This window comes from Streptomyces sp. NPDC002386, assembly GCF_053593175.1.
Genome location: NZ_JBSFBX010000001.1, coordinates 504,743 through 525,019, shown reverse-complemented (window position 1 = coordinate 525,019; position 20,277 = coordinate 504,743). Strand labels below are relative to the sequence as shown.

The following is a 20,277-nucleotide window of genomic DNA, read 5'->3' as shown; positions in this document are numbered from 1 at the left end:
CCTCGTTATGTGTGGGTTGCGCCATCCTTCCATGGCGGCCACGGGGAAAGCGATGAGCCCGGGCATGCGAAAGGGGCGGTCACGCGCACGTGACCGCCCCTTTCGCACCGGGTGCCTACTTCTCGGACAGCTCGGCCGCCACCAGCTCCGCGATCTGGACCGCGTTCAGCGCGGCGCCCTTGCGGAGGTTGTCGTTGGAGACGAACAGCGCCAGGCCGTTGTCCACGGTCTCGTCGCGGCGGATGCGGCCGACGTACGACGGGTCCTGGCCGGCCGCCTGCAGCGGGGTCGGGATGTCGGAGAGGGCGACGCCCGGGGCGCCCGCGAGCAGCTCGGTCGCCCGCTCCGGGCTGAGCGGCCGGGCGAAACGGGCGTTGACCTGGAGGGAGTGGCCGGAGAAGACCGGGACGCGCACGCAGGTGCCGGAGACCTTCAGGCCCGGGACCTCGAGGATCTTGCGGGACTCGTTGCGCAGCTTCTGCTCCTCGTCGGTCTCGTTCAGACCGTCGTCGACGATGGAGCCGGCCAGCGGGAGCACGTTGAAGGCGATGGGGCGCTTGTAGACCTGCGGCTCGGGGAAGTCGACCGCCGCGCCGTCGTGGGTCAGCCTGTCGGCCTCGGCGGCCACCTTCTGCACCTGGCCGTGCAGCTCGGCCACGCCCGCGAGGCCCGAGCCGGACACCGCCTGGTAGGTGGCGACGACCAGCGCCTCGAGGCCGGCCTCCTCGTGCAGCGGCTTCAGGACCGGCATCGCGGCCATCGTGGTGCAGTTCGGGTTGGCGATGATGCCCTTGGGCCGGTCGGCGACGGCGTGCGGGTTCACCTCGGCGACGACCAGGGGCACCTCGGGGTCACGGCGCCAGGCCGAGGAGTTGTCGATCACCACGGCGCCCTGGGAGGCGACCTTCTCGGCCAGTGCCTTGGAGGTCGCGCCGCCCGCGGAGAAGAGCACGATGTCCAGGCCGGAGTAGTCGGCGGCCGCCGCGTCCTCCACCGTCACGCCGTCCAGCACGGTCCCGGCCGAGCGGGCCGAGGCGAACAGGCGCAGCTCGGTGACCGGGAAGTTCCGCTCCGCGAGGATCCTGCGCATGACCGTGCCGACCTGACCGGTGGCTCCGACGATTCCGACCCTCACGGCGACTCCCTCTGTGTGTCTGTTGCTGCTTGCCTTCGCATGACCGGGGCTTTTCCATCATGCGGCCAGTCCCGGTCCACCTGTCCAATTCTTTGCGGTGCCTGCCCGGAAAGTGGGACACGATCATGTGGCGTCCGGTTCCGGACCTCCGTCGTGCACCGCGCTGAGCTGCAGATGTTTCCCCGGCGGCGGCCCCGCGCCGGAAGCTGTGCTGTGCCGCCCCTGCCCGCCGGGCCTCCGTCCACACGGCGGTGTGACGTACGCCTCCCGGGTCCCCGGCGCCCGGCCGAACGTTTCCGCCCCCTCGTGCGTCGTAGGGGCAAACGCGTGAGGGGGTGGCTTGTGCTGCGCGGAGGGGCGCGCCGCGACCAGAGGGCGTACGCCGGTGCGGACCGTACCGGCGGGGACCCACTGGACGCGGCCCAGGAACGCCGGGTGCGGGCGGTGCTCGCGCTCGGCGGGGTGCCGCAGGCGGACCTGCCGGACGGGGTGCAGCAGGTCCGCCTGCGGCTGCTGGAGCGGGCCGCGAGCGGGCGCGAGGCGCCGCGGGACGTGTCGGCGTGGGCGGCGGTGGTCGCCTCCAACCTCGCCATGGACTGGCACCGGGCCAAGCGGCGCCAGGAGCGGCTGGGGGAGCGGCTGGCGTCCCTGCGCGAGCCCGCGCACCCCTCGGGCGAGGAGACCAGCGTGCTCTCCCTCGCCGTCGCCCGGGGACTGGACGAGCTGCCCGACGCCCAGCGCCAGGTCCTGATCCTGCGCTTCTTCGCCGATCTGCCGGTGCGCGGCATCGCCGAGGAGCTGGGCGTTCCCGAGGGCACGGTCAAGAGCCGGCTGCACACGGCGGTCCGCGCCCTGCGCCGGCGACTGCACGAGGACGAGGTGGTGTGAGATGCCCGCCGGACACGAGGACACCGGGGAGCACGGCGGCATGGACGCCCTGATGGCCGCGATCACGGGCACCCCCCTGCCGCCGGACGCCCACGACGACCCGGCCATCCTCGCGGAACACCGTTCGGCCGAGGCGGACGTGGCGGTGCTCAAGGAGCAACTGACGTGGCTAGCCGAGGCCCTGACGGGGGAGCCGCGGCCGGAGCCGCCGGCCCCCGCGCGGGGGCCGGCGGCCGCGGACGAGCGTGGCGGTGCCGCGTCCGGGCCGGCCGCCGCCGGCTCCGGTCCGGACGGGCCCCCCGCCGCCGGCTCCGGCCGCCCGCGGAGCGTCAGGCGGCCGGGCGGCGCCGGACGGCCCGCGCGGGCGGGTGGTGTCCGGCGCGGGGTGCGGGTGGTGCTCGGGTCGGTCGCCGGGGTGCTGGCCCTCGGGCTGGTGGCGGGGCTCGGCTGGGTGGTGGTGCGGTCGGGCGGCGGAGCCTCGATGAGCTCGGACAAGAGCGCCGACGCGAAGAGCCGGGCGGATGCCCCGGCCCAGGCCGCGACCGGCCCGGTGCTCTCCTGCTACCGGCTGCTCGCCGAGGGCACCGTGGAGCGGGTGGACCGGCGGACGCGGGCCCCCCGGATCCGCGTCGTGCTCACCGTGACCCGTTCCTACCGCCCCGCCCACGGCCCGTCGGAGGTCTCCTTCCTCCTCGACGACGCCGCGAGCCCGGCCCCGCGCCAGGGACAGCACGTGCTGGCCGGGGTGGACCGGGGCGGGCAGGAGGCGACCCTGTGGGCCGTCGGCGACGCCGGGGTGGCCGCGGAACGCGCCCGGATCAACGGCACCGCGCCCGGGTCCGCGCCCGCCCCCTGCGACGAGCCGTGAGCGGGGCACCGTGAGGCGGTGGCGCCGGACTCTCGTCGCGGTGGCGATGCTGCTGCTCGCCGTGGTCGCGGCCGCCGTCCTCGTCGTGTCGGAGCACGGGCACGCGGACGTGGACCCCGCCTGCGGAACGGCCGGGACGGACTGCGCCGAGGGGTGGTGACCCGGCGCACGGCCGAGGACCTGACCCGGTGCACGGCCGAGGGGCGGGCGCCCGTGTCCGGACACCCGCCCCTCGCCTGCGATCACCCCGTTACGGCGTGACCTTCTCGATCTTCACGCTGCCGGTGCCCGCGGCCGTGCCGCGGCCGTTCACCAGCTGCACCTGGCCGAAGAACTCGCGGCCCGCGGGGGCCTCGGCGGCGGCGGTGACCTGCCCGCTCACCGTGGCCGAGTCGCCCGTGCCGAGCTTGACCACGGCCGAGCCGTCGACCGTGACGTTGCCGAGGGTGCCGGCGAAGAACACGTCCCGGTAGTCGTACGCGGTCGAGCCGGAGGGAACGGAGTAGCCGACGACCTTGACGGTGTACGTGCCGGCGGCCGGGGACGGGACGGAGACCGCCTCCTCGGAGTCGCCGTCGGCGGACTGCGCGACCTGCGTGCCGTTCGCGTCGTACACGGTCAGGTCCAGGTCGGCGGCCGCGTCGGAGACACCGCCGATCGCCACGTCCAGGGACTTGGCGCCGGCCGGGACGTCCACCGTGGTGGTCTGCGTCTCGCCCTCCTTGATGGCCGGGCGGGCCGACTTGGCGGAGCCGAGCGGGCCGCCGACCAGCTTGCCGTCGAGCGCCGCGTACTTGTTGGTCACCTTCCAGGAGACGGTGGCCGGCGTGCCGACCTTCGCCTCGGGCACGGTCACGGTCTCCGGGTCGAAGACCGCGCCGAGCACGGTGACGTCCAGCTTGTACGGGTTGTCGAGCAGCGGGGAGGTGCGGCGGGACTCGACCTCGACCTCCCAGACGCCGGGCTGCGGGTCGGCGTAGGAGCGGACGTCCGGCTTGCAGCCGTTGCCGTCGAGGTAGTTGTTGTAGCAGTACGGGGTGCTGGTGTTGTCCACCGGAGTGCCGTACGGGTGGATCGAGATGAACCGGGTCTGGCTCTTGTCCTTCAGCCCGCCGATCGCGACCTCCAGCGACCTGGCACCCTCGGGCACGGTCACGAAGTACGACCGGGTGCTGTTGCGCTGCACCGAACCGGACGCGGAGTAGGTGTAGTTCACCGGGGAGGCGACCACGACCGTGGTGAGGATCTGCTTGTCGACCCCCTCCGTGCGCGGGTCGTCGACGTCCAGGATCGCGCTCTTGAGGCCCGCGGAGCCCGGGGCCGCCTGGACCTTCACCGTCACCGGCTGGTTCAGCGGCAGCCGCACGTCGTCGTCACCGACGATCCGGAAGGTCCGGCCGGCGTTGTTCTCGAAGCTCAGCTCGTGCCGCAGGGCACGGTCCGGGCCGGAGGTGCGGGTGACGGTGACGTCGTACGTCTTGCGCTGGCCGGCCTTCAGGCCGCCCTCGCGGTCGTACAGACCGGTGCCGAAGCCCGGGGTCTTCAGCGCGTAGTCGATCGCGGTGTCGACCGGGGCCTTCACGGTGTAGTCGTGGGCGGCGGCGCCGTCGCGGATCGCGTCCCAGGCGTCCAGGATGTCGATGAGACCGGCGCCCTCCTCGTAGGCCTGGACGCCGCCGATGTGGTCGGCGGTCGAGGTCAGTGCCGTGCGCAGCTTCGCGGGCGTCAGGTCGATGCCCTTCTGCTTCGCGGCGCTCAGCAGCAGCGCGCTCGCGCCCGCCGCCTGCGGGGAGGCCATCGAGGTGCCCTGGAGCATGGAGTAGCCGGCCGGCAGCGAGTAGCCCGCCTCGGCGACCGGGGAGCCCGGCAGCCAGGTCTGGGTGGTGTTGATCGAGGCGCCCGGGGCGCTCAGGGTCGGGGTGAAGCCGCCGTCCTCACGCGGGCCGCGCGAGGAGAAGGGCATCATCGCGTACCTGGTCTCCACGGCCGAACCGTAGTTGGCGGCCCAGGTGTCCTTGGAGATGGTGGCGCCGACGGAGATCACCTTGTCGGCGAGACCGGGGTCGCCGATGGTGTTGGCGCCGGGCCCGGAGTTGCCCGCGGAGATCACGAGCTGGACGCCGTAGGTGTCGATGAGCCGCGTGTACAGCTCGGCGCGGGCGTTGTTGCCGTCGTTCAGTGCCGGCAGACCGCCGATGGACATGTTGACGATGTCGACACCGCGGTTCGCGACGAGGTCGATCATGCCCTCGGTCAGCGCGACGTTGGTGCAGCCGCCGCTCCAGGTGCAGGCCCGGGAGGAGACGATCTTCGCGCCCGGGGCCGCGCCGTTCATCCGCCCGCCGAACAGGCCGTTGGCGGAGGTGATGCCGGCGACGTGCGTGCCGTGCTCGGACTCGATGACGCCGATGTTGACGAAGTCGGCCTTCTTGCCGACCCAGTCGCCGCCGTACGGGTCGGTCGGCACGTCCTTGCGGATCTGGACGACGAACGGCTGCCGCTCGACCACGTCGGTCTTCGGGTCGTCGGTGCCGAAGTACCCGACCTGGTAGCCGTCCCTGTACGGCTTCATCGGGGTGTCGTCGGTGAAGTCGAGGTTGTTGTTCAGGTCGACGCGGACGGTGCCGGCGGCCGGGTCGTAGAGGACGCCCCAGACGTCGGTGGTGTCCCCGTCCCGGTTGGCGTCGCCCTTGGCGTCGCCGCCGGCCGTCGACGACTCGCGGAACAGGTTGACCTGGTAGTCGCCCACGGGCGCCTTCCAGGTCGCGCCGCCGTAGGCGAACGACGGGCCGCTGACCGGGTTGGTCATCCGGCGCCAGGTGCCGTCGCCGTCGATGATCGGGTCGGTGGCGGTCACCCAGTCGGTGATCTTCCGCTCGCCCGTGGTGGTCTTCTGCAGCGCCGGGTGGCCGAGGTCCACGCCGGAGTCGAGGATGCCGATGGTGATGCCCCGGCCGTCCGCCTTCGGGTGGTCCCGGACGAAGTCGACGGCACCGGTCTCGAAGGACGGGTTGTACGGGTTCTCGGCCGGGGTGCTCTTGCCCGGTCCGGAGTAAGTGCCCGCCGGTCCCTTGCTCTTGGCCCCCTGGGCGGTGTCCGCCGCGGGCGTCGGGTCGTCGAGCGCGATCTCCTGGCGCAGGTCGATCGCGTGCACCGAGGACAGCTTCGCGGCGGCCGCGATCGCGGAGTCCGCCTTCGCGGTCGGGACGGTGGCGCGGACGTAGCCGAGCCTGTCGTAGGTGCGGCCCACCGAGCCGCCCTTGACCGCGTCCAGCTCCGAGGCGACCTGCTCGGTCTGCCCGGGCGCCGTGGCGATCATCATCGTGACGTTCTTGTCGCCGTCCGCCTTGGCCTCGGCGAGCCGGTCGGCGTCTTCCGAACCGAGCTTGTCGTGGGCGGACTTGACGGCGGGATCGGCCGTGGCGGGCGGCGCGTCCGCGCCGAGGGCCAGCGGTACCGGCCCGGCCGCGGAGAGGGCGGCCACCACGCCGACGGCCACGGCTATGCGGGCCAGGCGTCTCGGGCCGGATATCGGGTCGCGCTCGGGGGTGTGGGTCATCGGCATCCCTTGCAGGTGAGTTACCAGTGCCGGACGAGCGCACAGCTTTACCCAAGGCAAGGGAATTTGGGGACCGTTGACCTGAACGTAATCAATGTATGGGGAAAACCCCCGGTGGGATTTGGCGGGATGAATCCCGTCGTGTCCCGGATTGGCTCAACTCTCCTTGGAGCGGGCGTAATGCCGGGACGCCTTGGCGCGGTTTCCGCACGACGCCATCGAGCACCAGCGGCGGGTGCCGTTCCGGGAGGTGTCGAAGAAGTGCAGGACGCAGGCCTCGTGGGCGCAGCGCCGGATCCGGTCCGGGGCCCGGTCGAGCAGGTCCAGGTAGTCGCGGGCGGCGAGCCAGGCCGGCGCCCAGGAGGGGTCGGTGAACTCCGGCTCCTCGAAGGCCCCCTCGCCGGTCAGCCGCGCCCTGATGCGCCCGTGCGCGAGCACGGCGTCCACCAGCGGCGCGCCCTGCTCCAGTGACCCGTCCACAGCGGCGGCGAGCGCCTCGCGCGCCTGCCGCAGATGACGCAGTACGTCCGCGTCGGCCGGGTGTTCGCCGTCCAGCCCGTTGTCCGCGAGCCACCGCGCGAGGCCCTCGGTGCCGTCGAGCAGGTCCTGGGTCACGCCCTCCCTGTTCCACCGGGTGTTGAGCAGGTCGAGCGCGAGGGGCTCACCGGTGAGCGGGCGGGGTTCGCGGGCGGTGGGCATGAGGGGCTCCTTCACTGCTAACCGGTCAAGCGTACGTGACCGGTTGACGCTGCGCAGCCTAACCCTCTAATGTTACTTACGAAGGTTAGACAACCCGAAGGGGAGAGCCATGAGCCTGCGCACCGGCCACACCGGCCTGAACGTCACCGACCTCGACCGTTCCCTCGCCTTCTACCGGGACGTCCTGGGCTTCGCGCTGCTCGCCGAGGGCAAGGAGGACGACCGCCGGTACGCGTTCCTCGGCGAGGCCGGGGGAGAGGGGCCCGTCCTCACCCTCTGGCAGCAGGCCCGCGATTCCTACGACGGCGGCCGGGCCGGGCTGCACCACCTCGCCTTCACGGCCGGCTCGGTGGACCGGGTCCGGGAGTACGAGGCGGCGCTCAGGGCCGCCGGGGTGGAGTTCGCCCACGAGGGCGTCGTCGCCCACCGGGAGGGTTCGGCCTCGGGCGGGATCTTCTTCCACGACCCGGACGGCATCCGCCTGGAGATCTCCGTCCCGCACGGCGCCGAGGGTGCGCCCGCCCCGCATGCCGCCGCCCCCACCTGCGGCTTCTTCTAGGACTCGCGCCATGAGCGTCTATCACGCCGGTTCCCGCGCCGTGCAGGACCTGGTCGGCGTGCGGGACCGCGCCGACCACGTCGGCCGCTCCCTCGGGGCGGACATCAAACAGGTCGCGGCGGTTTTCCTGGAGCTTCAGCCACTGCTCGTCGTGGGCGCCGCCGACCCTGCCACCGGCCGGGTGTGGGCCTCACCGGTCACCGGCACCCCGGGCTTCGTCCGGGCCACCGGACCCCGGCAGATGTCCGTCACGGCCGGGGTGCTCCCGGCCGACCCGCTAGCGTCGGCCCTGACCACGCCGGGCACCTCCGTGGGCACCATCGCCCTCGATCCGCGCACCCGGCGCCGGATGCGCCTCAACGGCCGGCTCCGGCCCACACCCCGCGGGTTCGCCGTCGGGGCGGAACAGGTCTTCGCCAACTGCCCCAAGTACATCCAGCGCAGGGAGACCTTCGAGCGGGTGCCGGACCGCGCGCCGGGCACACCCCGTCCCCTGGACCGGCTCGGCGAGGAGCAGGCCGGGCTCGTCGCGGCGGCCGACACCTTCTTCCTGGCCACCGTGCACACCGACGGCGCCGACGTCAGCCACCGCGGCGGCAACCCCGGCTTCGTCCGGGTCGTCTCACCGAGCGAACTGGCCTGGCCGGACTACCCGGGCAACGCCATGTTCCGCAGCCTCGGCAACCTGCACGCCGACCCGCGTGCCGGACTGCTCTTCCTGGACTGGACTACCGGCACCACCCTCCAGCTCACCGGCTCGGCCCGCACCGGCTTCGGCGCCGGCGGTGAGCGGACCGTCCGCTTCACCGTCACCCGCGCCGTGCACACCCCGGCCGCCCTGCCGCTGCGCTGGTCCGCGCCGGAGTATTCACCCGCCAATCCGGACAACCCGCGCTAACGTCCGGGCATGCGAGAGAAGTTGAGGGTGGCGGCCTACGCCGTGTGCGTCCGTGACGGACAGATCCTGCTGGCCCGGTCACCCGCCCCCGGCGGCACCCACGAGTGGGTGCTGCCGGGGGGCGGCATGGAGCACGGCGAGGACCCGTACGACACCGTCCGGCGCGAGGTCGCCGAGGAGACCGGCTACCGGGTCGAGGTGACCCGGCTGCTCGGCGTGGACTCCTCCCGCCACGTCTTCCGCGGCGGCCGGCCGCCGCGCCGCACCGACCACCAGGGGGTGCGGATCGTCTACGAGGCCGAGATCACCGGCGGCGAACTCCGCCACGAGATCGGCGGCTCCACCGATCTCGCGGCCTGGCAGGACCTGGACGCGGTGGCCGGCCTCACCCGGATCCGCCTCGTCGACGTGGCGCTGCGGCTGTGGCGCGAGCGCCCGGAGACCGGACATCTCGGACCCGCGGCCCATCCCCTACCCCGGCAGATGAACGAGGAGTGACCGTCCCCCGGCCACCCGCGTTCCACTCCATGACCGCGCTCCGCGCCCCGTGATCCACGTACGGTGATCGGTGTCGCGCGTTGCCACCCTGTTCACGCACAGGTCATCCCCGGTGCCAACCATCCAGAGCGAGCGGGGCGTTCGCGCCTGCGACGGCCCGCGACCACCGCCGACGCGTTCGCACCCGGGGAGATCGCGCCATGTCGCGCATACGCTCTGTCGCCACCTCCACGCAGGGGGTCCACCGCCGTACCGTGCTCGCCGCCGCCGGAGCGGTCTCGCTCTCCGCGGGGGTCGGCTACGCCCTGCGCCCCACCGACAGCCAGGCCGCCACCACCGCCGAGCAGCCCGTCGCCACCTCCCGCAGGGCGGCGCCGGCCCCGCTCGCCCCCTACACCAGGGGCACCACCCTCGCCTCCGTCGCCGCGCCGCTGAGCGGCTCCGGCTACCGGCGGCTCGGCGACGGCCCCGGCTGGAAGCGGGTCGTACGGGACGAGCTGGCCGCCCCCAAGTCCGGCCGCGCGGGCCGCCGTACCACCCTCGCGGCGTTCGTGCAGTTCACCGACCTGCACCTGATGGACGTGCAGCACCCGCTGCGCCTCGAGTTCCTGCGCGCCCACGACCCGCACGCCTGGCGCCCGCACGAGGCGCTCACCGTGCCCGGCGCCGTCTCCCTCGTCGAGCGGGTCAACGCGCTGCGCGGCGCCCCCGTCACCGGCGCCCCGCTGCACTTCGTGATGACCACCGGCGACAACACCGACAACAACGCCCACTCCGAACTGGAGTGGTTCATGAAGGTGATGAGCGGCGGCCGCATCACCCCGGACTCCGGGGACCCGCGCCACTACGAGGGCGTGCAGAACAGCGGCCTGAAGCTGTACTGGCAGCCCGGCTCCACCGCGCGCGACGGCGACAAGGCGCTCGGCTTCCCCTACCTGAAGGGCTTCCTGGCCGCCGCGACCCGCGAGGTCCGCAGCCCCGGCCTCAACCTGCCCTGGTACTCCACCGTCGGCAACCACGACTCCCTCCCGCTCGGCTGCTACGGCTCCCACGGCGACCCCTACCTCACCGAGGCGGCCATCGGCGGCCGGAAGCTGATGAGCGTCTCCGCCGCCGACGCCAGGAAGCTGCAGGACACGATCAAGAAGGCCACCGACCCCAAGGGCGTCGGCTACCGCGACTTCCTCAAGGCCCACGCCCGCTCCACGCGCCAGGTCACCCCGGACGAGAAGCGGGCCCCGTACACCCGGGCCGACTACCTCAAGGCCCATCTCGACCCCGCCCACCAGGGCCTCGGCCCGGCCGGCCACGGCTACTCCTCGGCGAACCTGGACGCGGACACCCAGTACTACGCCTTCCGCGTCTCCGAGGACGTCATCGGCATCAGCCTGGACACCACCGACCCCGGCGGCCACTACGAGGGGTCCGTCGGCACCGCCCAGCTCAAGTGGCTCGACCGGACGCTCAAGGACAACAAGGACTCCTACGCCGTCGTCTTCAGCCACCACACCAGCAGGACCATGACCAACACCCGCCCCGACCCGGCCCGCCCGGGGGAGCGCCGCCACAACGGCGCCGAGGTGGTCTCGGTGCTCTCCTCCCACCCTCGGGTGCTCGCCTGGGTGAACGGCCACATCCACCGCAACGACATCACCCCGCACCAGGCCTCCGGCGGACGCTCCTTCTGGGAGATCTCCACCGCCTCGCACGTCGACTTCCCCCAGCTCGCCCGGGTCGTCGAACTCGTCGACAACAAGGACGGCACGCTCTCCGTCTTCACCACCCTGGTCGAATCCGCCGCCCCGCACCGAACCGATCACGCCGACCTCTCGCAGACCGGCCTCGCCGCCCTCTACCGTGAGCTGTCGTACAACGCCCCGGGCGCGAACAGGGCGCTCGCGGGCGACGCGGTGGACCGGAACACGGAACTGGTGCTCAAGAAGGGCTGAGAGTCACTCAACCGGGTTACGGGCAGGCACGATCGCGCGCACTGACGGGTATCTCCCCCCGACCGCACCGAACACCACACGTTGGGGGACAGCATGCGCGTCCGCACCGCCCTGGTGGGCACCACCGCCCTGCTCCTGTCGGCGGCCCTGGCGGGTCCGGCCGTCGCGGCCGGACCCGCCGCGTCCGGCCGCGACGCCGGCGGCCACCAGGCCACCCGCCGGGCGATCGAGGCGGCGGTCGCGGCCGGTGTGCCCGGGGTGACCGTCACCGCGAAGGACGCCCGGGGCACCTGGTCGGCGACCGCCGGCGTGGGCGACGTCGTCACGGGCGCGCCGCGCTCGGCCGCCGACCGCTACCGGGTCGGCAGCGTCACCAAGACCTTCGTCGCCACCGTCCTGCTGCAACTGGAGGCGGAGGGCCGGCTCACCCTGGACGACACCGTGGACACCTGGCTTCCCGGCCTGCTGCGGGGCCACGGCCACGACGGCCGCCGGATCACCCTCCGGCAACTGCTGAACCACACCAGCGGCGTCTACAACTACACCTCCGACGCCGAGTTCGTCCGCGCCTACTTCCTCAGGGACGGCTTCTTCCGGCACCGCTACGACACCCTCACCCCGCGCGACCTGGTGGCGACCGCCATGCGGCACGAGCCCGACTTCGCGCCGGGCACGTCCTGGAAGTACTCCAACACCGACTACGTCGTCGCCGGCATGGTGATCGAGAAGGTGACGGGCCACTCCTACGCCACCGAGATCCGGCGGCGGCTCATCCGGCCGCTGCGGCTCACCGCCACCTCGCTGCCCGGCACCCGGGTCACCGTCCCCCGGCCCAGCGGCCGCGCCTACTCCAAGCTCGCCCTGACGGCCACGGGCCCGACCTACGACGTCACCGAGCTCAACCCCTCCATCGCCTCCGCGGCGGGCGAGATGATCTCCGACTCGGCGGATCTCGGCCGCTTCTACTCCGCGCTGCTGAGCGGGAAGGTGCTCCCGCCCCGGCAGCTCAAGGAGATGAAGACCACCGTGCGGACCGACGGCTCCGCCAACGCCGGTTACGGCCTGGGCCTGATGGACACCAGGCTGAGCTGCGGCGTGCACGTCTGGGGCCACGACGGCGGCATCCACGGCTCCGCCACCTCGGCGGTGACCACGGCCGACGGCCGGCACTCCCTCGCGCTCAACTTCAACGGCGACTGGGTGGGCGGCACCGACACCGTCACCGAGAAGGAGTTCTGCGGAGGCTAGCCCTCCGCGCCGGCCGGCCCTCCGGGGGCCGGGGCTACCGCGGCAGCACCACGACGTACGCCGCCGGATCACGGTCGCCGGACGCCATCAGGGCCGTCCGGACCACCGCCGCCTGCTGCTCCATGGACTCCCTGAGCTTGCGGGGGGTGATGTGGACGACCGTGATCCCCAGCCGCTCCAGGTGCTCCCGCTTGCGCGCGTACTCCGACCACATCGCGTCCTCGTCCTGCCGGGGCGCGCGGGTGTCGAGCTCCACCGCGACCGCCTGCTCGGGCCAGTACGCGTCCAGGCCGCCGAGGTGGGGCCCGCCGGGCAGGCGCAGGTCCACGTTCCACACCGGGTCGGGCAGTCCGTGCTCGCCGACCATCCGGTACAGCCGGTCCTCCGCGACCGTCCGGCCCTCGGCCACCAGCGAGTCCACCGCGCCCACCACGTGCGGGCGGTTCAGCAGCTTCGCCCGGGTCAGTTCGCGCACCACCGCCGCGGGCTCGCAGTGGCCGTCGCGCACCGCCTCGGTCAGCAGCCGGCGGACCGCGCCCGCGTCGGTCAGTCCCGCCACCGCGTCCGCCAGCGCGCGCGGCACCGGAGCCACCGGCAGGCCCGTCACCGCCACGGGCGTGGGCAGGTCCGGGGCGCGCAGCACGCGGACGTAGCCCGTGGTGCGCAGCCGGCGCAGCCGCGGGACCAGGACCTCGACGTGGTCCAGGGAGAGCAGGGGCGGGGTGGCGGAGAAGCCGTACAGGGTGAGCGCCGCCAGACCCGTGATCATCGTCTCCGGGTACACCGGGCGGTGCGGGTCGCCGGCCGTGGGCTGCGTGGGGACGCCCGGCGCCGACTCCCGCGCCGCGTACAGCAGCGCGCCGTGCAGCCGCTCCTCGCTGGTCGGCGGGCCGGGGTGGAGCAGGACCACGTTCGGCAGCAGCAGCTGCCAGGTGCCGCCGGGCCGGCACTGCTCGTTCAGCTCGGCCGTGGAGACCCCGTGGGAGCGGAGCTGAGCGGCCGTCATGATGCGCCGGCGGACGTCGGGGAGGTGGCGCAGGGTGCGGGGGGAGAGCGGGGTGTCGTGCGTCATGGCGTCGACGTTCCCGCGCCGCGTCCCTCCTGTAACCGCTGTTACACGTCCGTCGAGAAATGCGGACAACGCGGTATTAAAGGACGGGTGTTCGGGTGCCGAGTAGGGACCGGAAACCCCTGGTCCGATCAGGTGCGGACCAGGGGTTACGGCTGCTATTGACTGAATTCCGTAACGGTCACCGAAAGCGGAATCCGTGGCCAAGGATCAGTGGCCGGCCGCCGCCGCGTCGCACTCCTGTCCGCGCAGCGCCCGGGCCAGGTCGTCCCGTGCCTCCAGCACCAGCCGGCGCAGCGCCGGGGCCGCGTCCGCGTGCGCCTCGAGCCAGGCGTCGGTCGCCTCCAGCGTCTCGGGCCGGTCCTGGTGGGAGGGGTACAGCCCGCGCACCACGTCCATGCCGATCTGGATCGACCGCTCGCGCCACACCCGGTCGATCACCGCGAAGTACTTCTCCGCGTACGGCGCGGTCAGCTCCCGCTGCGAGGGCAGGCCGAAGCCCGCGATGGTCGCCTCCACGAGCGCGTTGGACAGCGTGTCGGACTCCACCACCTGGGCCCAGGCCTGCGCCTTCACCGCCGCCGACGGGCGGGCCGCCAGACAGCGGACCTGGTGCCGCTTGCCGGACGCCGTGTCGTCGCGGGCCAGTTCGGCCGCCAGCACCGCCTCGTCCGCCACCCCGTGCGCCGCCAGCGGCTCGAGGAACGCCCAGCGCAGCTCCTGGTCCACCGCCAGCCCGTCTACCGTCTCCGTGCCGTCCAGCAGGCCCTTCAGCAGGGCGAGGTCCGCCTCCGACGAGGCCACCGCGGCGAAGAAGCGCGCCCAGGCGAGCTGGTGCTCGCTGCCCGGCCCGGCCGCCCGCAGCTCGCGCAGCGCCCCCTCGGCCACCAGCCGCTCGCCGGCCGCCCGCCACTGCGGCGCCACGTAGTGCACCAGCGCCGAGTTCGCCCAGGCGTGCAGCATCTGGAGCACGCCGATGTCGGACTCGCGGCCCGCGAACCGCAGCACCAGGCCGACGAAGTCCCGGGCCGGCAGCAGGGCGTCCCGGGTGAGGTTCCACAGCGCCGACCAGCACAGGGCCCGGGCCAGCGGGTCGGTGAGCGCGCCCAGGTGCTCGCGCAGGGTGGCCAGCGAGGTCTCGTCGAAACGGACCTTGCAGTACGTCAGGTCGTCGTCGTTGACCAGCACCAGCTCCGGCGCCTGGGCGCCGGCCAGCTCCGCCACGACCGTACGCGGGCCCTCGACGTCGGTCTCCACGCGCGCGTACCGCTCCAGCGCGCCCTCGGGCGTGCGCCGGTACAGGCCGACCGCGACCCGGTGCGGACGCAGCTCCGGGTGGGCCTCGGGCGCCTCCTGGAGCACGGCGAGCTCGGCGATCCGGCCGCCCTCGGTGTCCAGCAGCACCTGCGGGGTCAGCGAGTTGACGCCGGCCGTCTGCAGCCAGGACCGGGCCCACACCGTCATGTCCCGGCCGCTGGTCTCCGCCAGCACCGACAGCAGGTCGCCCAGGCGGGTGTTGCCGTAGGCGTTGCGCTTGAAGTAGCGGCGCGCGCCCTCGAGGAAGGCGTCCTGGCCGACGTACGCCACGAGCTGCTTGAGCACCGAGGCGCCCTTGGCGTAGGTGATGCCGTCGAAGTTGAGCTTGGCGTCCTGCAGGTCGCGGATGTCCGCCGTGATCGGGTGCGTGGAGGGCAGCTGGTCCGCGCGGTAGGCCCAGGCCTTGCGGCGGTTGGCGAAGGTGATCCAGGCGTCGGTGAAGCGGGTCGCTCCGACGTTCACGAACGTGCCCATGAAGTCCGCGAAGGACTCCTTCAGCCACAGGTCGTCCCACCACTCCATGGTGACCAGGTCGCCGAACCACATGTGGGCCATCTCGTGCAGGATCACGTTGGCCCGCGCCTCGTACGACGCCTGTGTCACCTTGCCGCGGAAGATGTACTCCTCGCGGAAGGTCACCAGACCCGGGTTCTCCATCGCTCCCAGGTTGTACTCGGGGACGAACGCCTGGTCGTACTTCCCGAACGGGTACGGGTAGTCGAAGTGGTCGTGGAAGAAGTCCAGGCCCTGCTTGGTGACCAGGAAGACGTCCTCGGCGTCGAAGTGCGGGGCGAGCCCCTTGCGGCACATCGCGCCGAGCGGGATCTCCAGCTTCGTGCCGTCCTCGAAGACCCGCTCGTAGTGGTCCGTCACGTAGTGGTACGGCCCCGCCACCACGCAGGTGATGTACGTCGAGATCGGCTTGGTCTCCGCGAACCGCCAGACACCGTCGGTGAGTTCACCGGCGCCGTTGCTCCACACCGTCCAGCCCTCGGGCGCCCGCACCTCGAAGCGGTACGGCGCCTTCAGGTCCGGCTGCTCGAAGTTGGCGTACACCCGGCGGGCGTCGGCCGGCTCGTACTGGGTGTAGAGGTAGACCTCGCCGTCCTCGGGGTCGACGAAGCGGTGCATGCCCTCACCGGTGCGGGAGTAGGCGCACCGGGCGTGGACCGTCAGCTCGTTCTCCTCGGCCAGGTCCTCCAGCAGGATGCGGGAGCCGTCGAAGACCGCGCCGGGGTCCAGGTCCCTGCCGTTGAGCGTGACCGAGGTCACGCTCGGCGCGATCAGGTCCGCGAAGCTCGACGCGCCCGGCTCGTTGCAGCGGAACCTGATCACCGTCACGGAGTCGAAGGTGCGCGGCTCGGCGCCCCCGTCCCCGACGGCGGACCGCAGGTCCAGCGCCACCTCGTAGCCGTCCACCGACAGCAGGGCGGCCCGCTCCCGGGCCTCGTCGCGGGTCAGATTCTCACCGGGCACGTCGTGGCACTCCCTCGTGGTCGCTTGGACACCTCACAACAGGACCGATCCTGCCATGCGCACCTGACACGGCACATCAGGGGAAACCCTCGACACGGCCGGGGCGGGAATGGCGGGAGCGGCGGGGCTGTTGCCGCTTCAAAAGACCTTCGCTGAGGAGAAGCATGTCCGAGACCGCGACCCCCTCCGGCAAGACCCCCGTTGATTTCTGGTTCGACCCGCTGTGCCCCTGGGCCTGGATGACCTCCCGCTGGGTGCTGGAGGTCGAGAAGGTGCGGGACATCGAGGTGAGCTGGCACATCATGAGCCTCGCCGTCCTCAACGAGAACCGGCTGGACGAGCTGCCGGAGGAGTACCGGGACATGCTCGCCACCAAGGCCTGGCAGCCGGTACGCGTGGTCACCGCCGCCTGGCAGAAGCACGGGGCGGACGTCCTCGGCCCGCTCTACACCGCGCTCGGCACCCGCATCCACAACAACGGCGAGGGCCCCACCGTGGAGGCCGTCGCCGGCGCGCTCGCGGACGTCGGCCTGCCGGCCGAGCTGATCGAGTACGCCGAGCAGGAGGACTTCGAGTTCGACGCCGAGCTGCGCGCCTCCCACAAGGAGGGCATCGAGAAGGTCGGCCAGGACGTCGGCACCCCGGTCATCGCGGTGCCGGGCCCCGACGGCGAGCAGATCGCCTTCTTCGGCCCGGTCGTCACCCCCGCCCCGAAGGGCGAGGAGGCGGCCCGCCTGTGGGACGGCACCCTCGCGGTCGCCTCCGTCCCCGGCTTCTACGAGATCAAGCGGACCCGCACCAAGGGCCCGGACTTCAGCAACCTGTAGAGCCCGCGCACAGCAGGAGGGCCCCCGCGAGTCACGTCCTCGCGGGGGCCCTCCCCCATCCGCCCGCCGTCGTGAAGGGTGAGAAGACGATCACGAGGCGGGACGTTCTCAGGGGATGAGCGGCAGCACGTCCGCGCGCGACCTGGCGGCCTCGTGGCGCCGGGCCACGTCCTGCCAGTTCACGACCTGCCACATCGCCTCGACGAAGTCCGCCTTCTGGTTGCGGTACTGCAGGTAGAAGGCGTGCTCCCAGGCGTCGAAGACGAGGAGCGGGGTCGAGCCCTGACCGACGTTGCCCTGGTGGTCGTAGACCTGCTCCACGATCAGCCGGCCGCTCAGCGGCTCGTACGCCAGTACGCCCCAGCCCGACCCCTGGGTGGTGGCCGCGGCCTTGGAGAGCTGTGTCCGGAAGGCGGCGAAGGAGCCGAACGACTCCTTGACCGCCTCGGCCAGCTCACCCACGCCGTCCGCCGCGAGGGGCTCGCCGCCGCCCTCCTTCGGGCCGGTCATGTTCTGCCAGTAGATCGAGTGCAGGATGTGCCCGGAGAGGTGGAAGGCCAGGTTCTTCTCCAGGCCGTTGACACCGCCCCAGGCCTCCTTCTCCCGCGCCTCGGCGAGCTGCTCCAGCGTGTCGTTGGCGCCCTTCACGTAGGCCGCGTGGTGCTTGTCGTGGTGCAGCTCGATGATCTCGGGGCTGATCACGGGCGCCAGCGCGGAGTAGTCGTAGGGCAGGTCGGGCAGCGAGTACACGGGCATGGGCGGGTTCCCCTCCGAACCTTATTGCAAGTCTCTTGCAACTACACGCTAGCAACAACAAGGCGCGGGCAACACAAAGGCCCCCGCGTGTCGTACGCGGGGGCCTTCGGGGTGGCGCGGGGCGGGGCGGGTCAGCTCCTGGTGCGGGCTCGCTGCCAGGCGTAGCCCACGGCCGCGAGGAACAGCGTCATGCCGCCGGTGGACAGGAGCTGGAGGCGGGTGTCCGGCTCCCGGGCCATGAGGACGAAGATCGCCGCCATGCCGGCCAGGGCGACCCAGGTGAGGTACGGGAACGCCCACATCCGCACGACCAGCTTCTCCGGCGCCTCCCGCTCGATGCGGCGGCGCAGCAGGAGCTGGGAGACCGCGATGAAGATCCAGACGACCAGGATCACCGCGCCGATCATGTTCAGCAGCCAGGGGAAGACGTCGTCCGGCCGCCAGTAGCTGAGCAGCACGCACCCGAAGCCGAAGACCGACGAGACGAGGACGGCGATCCGCGGCACCCCGCCGGAGACCTTCGCCAGCACCTTCGGGCCCTGGCCGCGCTCGACCAGCGAGTAGGCGATGCGCGAGGAGCCGTAGATGTTGGCGTTCATCGCCGACAGCAGTGCCACCAGGATGACCACGTTCATCACCTGGTCGGCGCCGGGCAGGCCGATCTGCCGCAGTGCCGCGACGTAGGGGCCGTCCGTCACGACCGACTTGGCGTTCCACGGGACCAGGGTCACGATGACCGCCATCGAACCGATGTAGAACAGGGCGATCCGCCACATGGCGGTGCGCACCGCGCTCGCCACGCCCTTGACCGGGTCCTGGGACTCGGCCGCCGCGATGGTGACCGTCTCCAGGCCGCCGTAGGCGAAGACCGAGGCCAGCAGGCCGACCACCAGCCCCTCGCTGCCGTTGGGCAGGAAGTCGCCGAGGTGGGAGGTGCCGGGGGAGCGGGTGCCGGGCAGGACGCCCGCGATGGCCAGTCCGCCGAGGACCAGGAACAGGCTGATCGCGCCGACCTTCAGCGCCGCGAACCAGAACTCGAACTCGCCGAAGTTCTTCACGGCCGTGAGGTTCGCACCGCAGAACACCAGCATGAACAGGGCCACCCAGGGCCACTGCGGGGTGTGCGGCAGCCAGCCCTGCACGATGTTCGCCGCGCCGATGCCCTCCAGGCCCACCGCGGTGCACAGCAGCACCCAGAACGACCAGCCGGCGGCGAACCCGGCCCACGGCCCCATGGCCCGCTCGGCGTGGGCGGAGAACGACCCCGAGGACGGGTAGGCGGCGGACATCTCGCCGAGCATCCGCATCACCAGCATCACCAGTACGCCGGAGACGGCGTAAGCGACGACGATGGAGGGTCCGGCGGCCGCGATACCGGCGCCGGAGCCGACGAACAGGCCGGCGCCGATCACTCCGCCGAGGGCGATCATCGACAGGTGGCGCTGCTTGAGACCGTGGGAGAGGGAGTCGCCGGACCGCTGCCGCGGTGGCGTCTCGAGGGTGCTGTGGGGCATGGGCGCGGCTCGTCCAGTCATCGGCGGGCAAAAACCCGGCCAGTCTGGGCGGCCCGTTCGCTCCGGCGAAGGGGCCGCCCAGCATCCGGACACGCGCTGTACGAAGGGTGAGACTCCGGTTACGCGGCGACCGGCGTGTAGTGCGAGGCGTCACCCTCGATCGAGTAGCTCTCCTTGCCCTCGACACCGACCGGGACGTCACCGGCGGCGGTCACCCGGTGCAGCCGGCGCGGCCGCCCGTCGTAGTTGTCGATGGCGTAGTGCTGGGTGATGCGGTTGTCGAAGAGCACGAGCTGGTTCGGCGACCAGCGGTGGCGCAGCACGTTCTCCGGGCGGGTGACGTACGCCTGCAGCAGGTCGAGGATCTTGCGGGACTCGCCCACCGAGAGCCCCACGATCCGCTGCGCGAACCCGCCGATGAACAGGCCCCGCTCACCGGTCAGCGGGTGGACGCGGACCACCGGATGGGCGGTGCGGTACTTGATCGACGTGAACCGGGCGCGCTGGGCGGCCTTCTCCTCGTCGATCGCCTCGTCCGGCACCGCGTAGTCGTAGTCGTTGGTGTGCTCGGCCCACAGGGTGTCGGCGAGCCGGCGCAGCGGTTCGGGCAGGTCGCGGTACGCGCCCGCCGCGTTGGCGATCAGGGTCTCCCCGCCGTACGGCGGGACGGTGATCGAACGCAGGGTGCTGGCCTGCGGCGGGTTGAGGACGAAGGTGACGTCCGTGTGCCAGTGGTTGGCGCGGCCCCGTTCGCTGTCCACGGGCAGCACGTTCGGGGAGCCGTCGACGGCGCCGACCGTCGGATGGGCGGTGGTGAGGTCGCCGAGGTGGCGGACGAAGGCCTGCTGGCCGGCGTCGTCCAGGCGCACGTCGTCGAAGACGAGCGCCTTGTGGGCGTTCAGCGCCTCGCGGATGCCGGCGACCTCCTCGGCGGCGAGCGGCCGGGAGATGTCGACGCCGGAGACCCGGGCGCCGATGCGAGCGGTGACCTTGGTGATCTCGAGAGACATGTGCGGT

At 72.4% G+C, this 20,277-nt stretch carries 16 protein-coding genes; 8 read left to right on the top strand and 8 right to left on the bottom strand.

Annotation, left to right across the window (positions count from 1 at the left end):
* Nucleotides 1–115: 115 nt before the first annotated feature.
* A complete protein-coding gene (locus tag ACWCPN_RS02350) occupies nucleotides 116–1,135 on the bottom strand; it encodes an aspartate-semialdehyde dehydrogenase (RefSeq protein WP_451201898.1) in 1,020 nt (339 codons plus the stop codon).
* Between the two features lie 342 nt (nucleotides 1,136–1,477).
* Between ACWCPN_RS02350 and ACWCPN_RS02345 the strand changes: the two genes are divergently transcribed.
* Nucleotides 1,478–2,023: a sigma-70 family RNA polymerase sigma factor gene (locus tag ACWCPN_RS02345; protein WP_392291850.1), complete on the top strand. Its 546-nt coding sequence runs from the start codon at nucleotides 1,478–1,480 to the stop codon at nucleotides 2,021–2,023.
* 1 nt (nucleotide 2,024) lies between these two features.
* Nucleotides 2,025–2,891 (top strand): hypothetical protein, encoded by an 867-nt coding sequence (locus tag ACWCPN_RS02340; RefSeq protein WP_451201896.1) that lies wholly within the window; start codon nucleotides 2,025–2,027, stop codon nucleotides 2,889–2,891.
* A 250-nt stretch (nucleotides 2,892–3,141) separates the two neighbouring features.
* Here the strand turns inward: ACWCPN_RS02340 and ACWCPN_RS02335 are convergent, their stop codons facing one another.
* Nucleotides 3,142–6,450, bottom strand: coding sequence for a S8 family serine peptidase (locus ACWCPN_RS02335; protein WP_451201895.1), 3,309 nt, complete (start codon nucleotides 6,448–6,450; stop codon nucleotides 3,142–3,144).
* 156 nt (nucleotides 6,451–6,606) lie between these two features.
* On the bottom strand, nucleotides 6,607–7,149 hold the full coding sequence (locus ACWCPN_RS02330) for a CGNR zinc finger domain-containing protein (RefSeq protein ID WP_451201893.1): 543 nt from the start codon (nucleotides 7,147–7,149) through the stop codon (nucleotides 6,607–6,609).
* A gap of 109 nt (nucleotides 7,150–7,258) precedes the next feature.
* Between ACWCPN_RS02330 and ACWCPN_RS02325 the strand changes: the two genes are divergently transcribed.
* From ACWCPN_RS02325 to ACWCPN_RS02305, 5 genes are all read left to right on the top strand, one after another.
* Nucleotides 7,259–7,708 carry a VOC family protein gene (locus tag ACWCPN_RS02325; protein WP_451201892.1) on the top strand — a complete coding sequence of 150 codons (450 nt, stop codon included), beginning with the start codon at nucleotides 7,259–7,261 and terminating at the stop codon, nucleotides 7,706–7,708.
* 10 nt (nucleotides 7,709–7,718) lie between these two features.
* Complete coding sequence (locus tag ACWCPN_RS02320) at nucleotides 7,719–8,606, top strand: pyridoxamine 5'-phosphate oxidase family protein (RefSeq protein ID WP_451201891.1); 888 nt, start codon at nucleotides 7,719–7,721, stop codon at nucleotides 8,604–8,606.
* A 9-nt stretch (nucleotides 8,607–8,615) separates the two neighbouring features.
* Entirely contained in the window at nucleotides 8,616–9,104 is a 489-nt protein-coding gene (locus ACWCPN_RS02315; RefSeq protein WP_451201890.1) for an NUDIX hydrolase, read from the top strand.
* 200 nt (nucleotides 9,105–9,304) lie between these two features.
* Nucleotides 9,305–11,053: a TIGR03767 family metallophosphoesterase gene (locus ACWCPN_RS02310; RefSeq protein WP_451201889.1), complete on the top strand. Its 1,749-nt coding sequence runs from the start codon at nucleotides 9,305–9,307 to the stop codon at nucleotides 11,051–11,053.
* Between the two features lie 93 nt (nucleotides 11,054–11,146).
* Entirely contained in the window at nucleotides 11,147–12,301 is a 1,155-nt protein-coding gene (locus tag ACWCPN_RS02305; protein ID WP_451201888.1) for a serine hydrolase domain-containing protein, read from the top strand.
* A gap of 34 nt (nucleotides 12,302–12,335) precedes the next feature.
* Here the strand turns inward: ACWCPN_RS02305 and ACWCPN_RS02300 are convergent, their stop codons facing one another.
* On the bottom strand, nucleotides 12,336–13,373 hold the full coding sequence (locus ACWCPN_RS02300; protein WP_451201886.1) for a hypothetical protein: 1,038 nt from the start codon (nucleotides 13,371–13,373) through the stop codon (nucleotides 12,336–12,338).
* A gap of 207 nt (nucleotides 13,374–13,580) precedes the next feature.
* On the bottom strand, nucleotides 13,581–16,163 hold the full coding sequence (pepN, locus tag ACWCPN_RS02295) for an aminopeptidase N (RefSeq protein ID WP_451201885.1): 2,583 nt from the start codon (nucleotides 16,161–16,163) through the stop codon (nucleotides 13,581–13,583).
* Nucleotides 16,164–16,327: 164 nt separating this feature from the next.
* Here pepN and ACWCPN_RS02290 point away from each other — a divergent pair, with 164 nt between their 5' ends.
* Nucleotides 16,328–16,990 (top strand): mycothiol-dependent nitroreductase Rv2466c family protein, encoded by a 663-nt coding sequence (locus ACWCPN_RS02290; protein WP_365129633.1) that lies wholly within the window; start codon nucleotides 16,328–16,330, stop codon nucleotides 16,988–16,990.
* Nucleotides 16,991–17,098: 108 nt separating this feature from the next.
* Here the strand turns inward: ACWCPN_RS02290 and ACWCPN_RS02285 are convergent, their stop codons facing one another.
* The 3 genes from ACWCPN_RS02285 to ACWCPN_RS02275 form a co-directional block, all read right to left on the bottom strand.
* Nucleotides 17,099–17,746 (bottom strand): superoxide dismutase, encoded by a 648-nt coding sequence (locus ACWCPN_RS02285; RefSeq protein WP_365129632.1) that lies wholly within the window; start codon nucleotides 17,744–17,746, stop codon nucleotides 17,099–17,101.
* A 131-nt stretch (nucleotides 17,747–17,877) separates the two neighbouring features.
* The gene (locus tag ACWCPN_RS02280; protein ID WP_451201883.1) at nucleotides 17,878–19,260 is read right to left on the bottom strand and encodes an amino acid permease; all 1,383 of its coding nucleotides are present in this window, start codon (nucleotides 19,258–19,260) and stop codon (nucleotides 17,878–17,880) included.
* A 119-nt stretch (nucleotides 19,261–19,379) separates the two neighbouring features.
* Nucleotides 19,380–20,270, bottom strand: a complete 891-nt coding sequence (locus ACWCPN_RS02275; RefSeq protein WP_451201882.1) for a TauD/TfdA dioxygenase family protein — start codon at nucleotides 20,268–20,270, stop codon at nucleotides 19,380–19,382.
* Nucleotides 20,271–20,277: the final 7 nt, after the last annotated feature.

Bases quoted from the DNA above. Each gene is read 5' to 3' on its own strand.
- ACWCPN_RS02275 (WP_451201882.1), bottom strand. From the start codon at position 20,270: ATGTCTCTCGAGATCACCAAGGTCACCGCTCGCATCGGCGCCCGGGTC.
- ACWCPN_RS02340 (WP_451201896.1), top strand. From the start codon at position 2,025: ATGCCCGCCGGACACGAGGACACCGGGGAGCACGGCGGCATGGACGCC.
- ACWCPN_RS02330 (WP_451201893.1), bottom strand. From the start codon at position 7,149: ATGCCCACCGCCCGCGAACCCCGCCCGCTCACCGGTGAGCCCCTCGCG.
- ACWCPN_RS02285 (WP_365129632.1), bottom strand. From the start codon at position 17,746: ATGCCCGTGTACTCGCTGCCCGACCTGCCCTACGACTACTCCGCGCTG.
- ACWCPN_RS02305 (WP_451201888.1), top strand. From the start codon at position 11,147: ATGCGCGTCCGCACCGCCCTGGTGGGCACCACCGCCCTGCTCCTGTCG.
- ACWCPN_RS02320 (WP_451201891.1), top strand. From the start codon at position 7,719: ATGAGCGTCTATCACGCCGGTTCCCGCGCCGTGCAGGACCTGGTCGGC.
- ACWCPN_RS02290 (WP_365129633.1), top strand. From the start codon at position 16,328: ATGTCCGAGACCGCGACCCCCTCCGGCAAGACCCCCGTTGATTTCTGG.
- ACWCPN_RS02335 (WP_451201895.1), bottom strand. From the start codon at position 6,450: ATGACCCACACCCCCGAGCGCGACCCGATATCCGGCCCGAGACGCCTG.
- ACWCPN_RS02310 (WP_451201889.1), top strand. From the start codon at position 9,305: ATGTCGCGCATACGCTCTGTCGCCACCTCCACGCAGGGGGTCCACCGC.
- ACWCPN_RS02300 (WP_451201886.1), bottom strand. From the start codon at position 13,373: ATGACGCACGACACCCCGCTCTCCCCCCGCACCCTGCGCCACCTCCCC.
- ACWCPN_RS02325 (WP_451201892.1), top strand. From the start codon at position 7,259: ATGAGCCTGCGCACCGGCCACACCGGCCTGAACGTCACCGACCTCGAC.
- ACWCPN_RS02315 (WP_451201890.1), top strand. From the start codon at position 8,616: ATGCGAGAGAAGTTGAGGGTGGCGGCCTACGCCGTGTGCGTCCGTGAC.
- ACWCPN_RS02280 (WP_451201883.1), bottom strand. From the start codon at position 19,260: ATGCCCCACAGCACCCTCGAGACGCCACCGCGGCAGCGGTCCGGCGAC.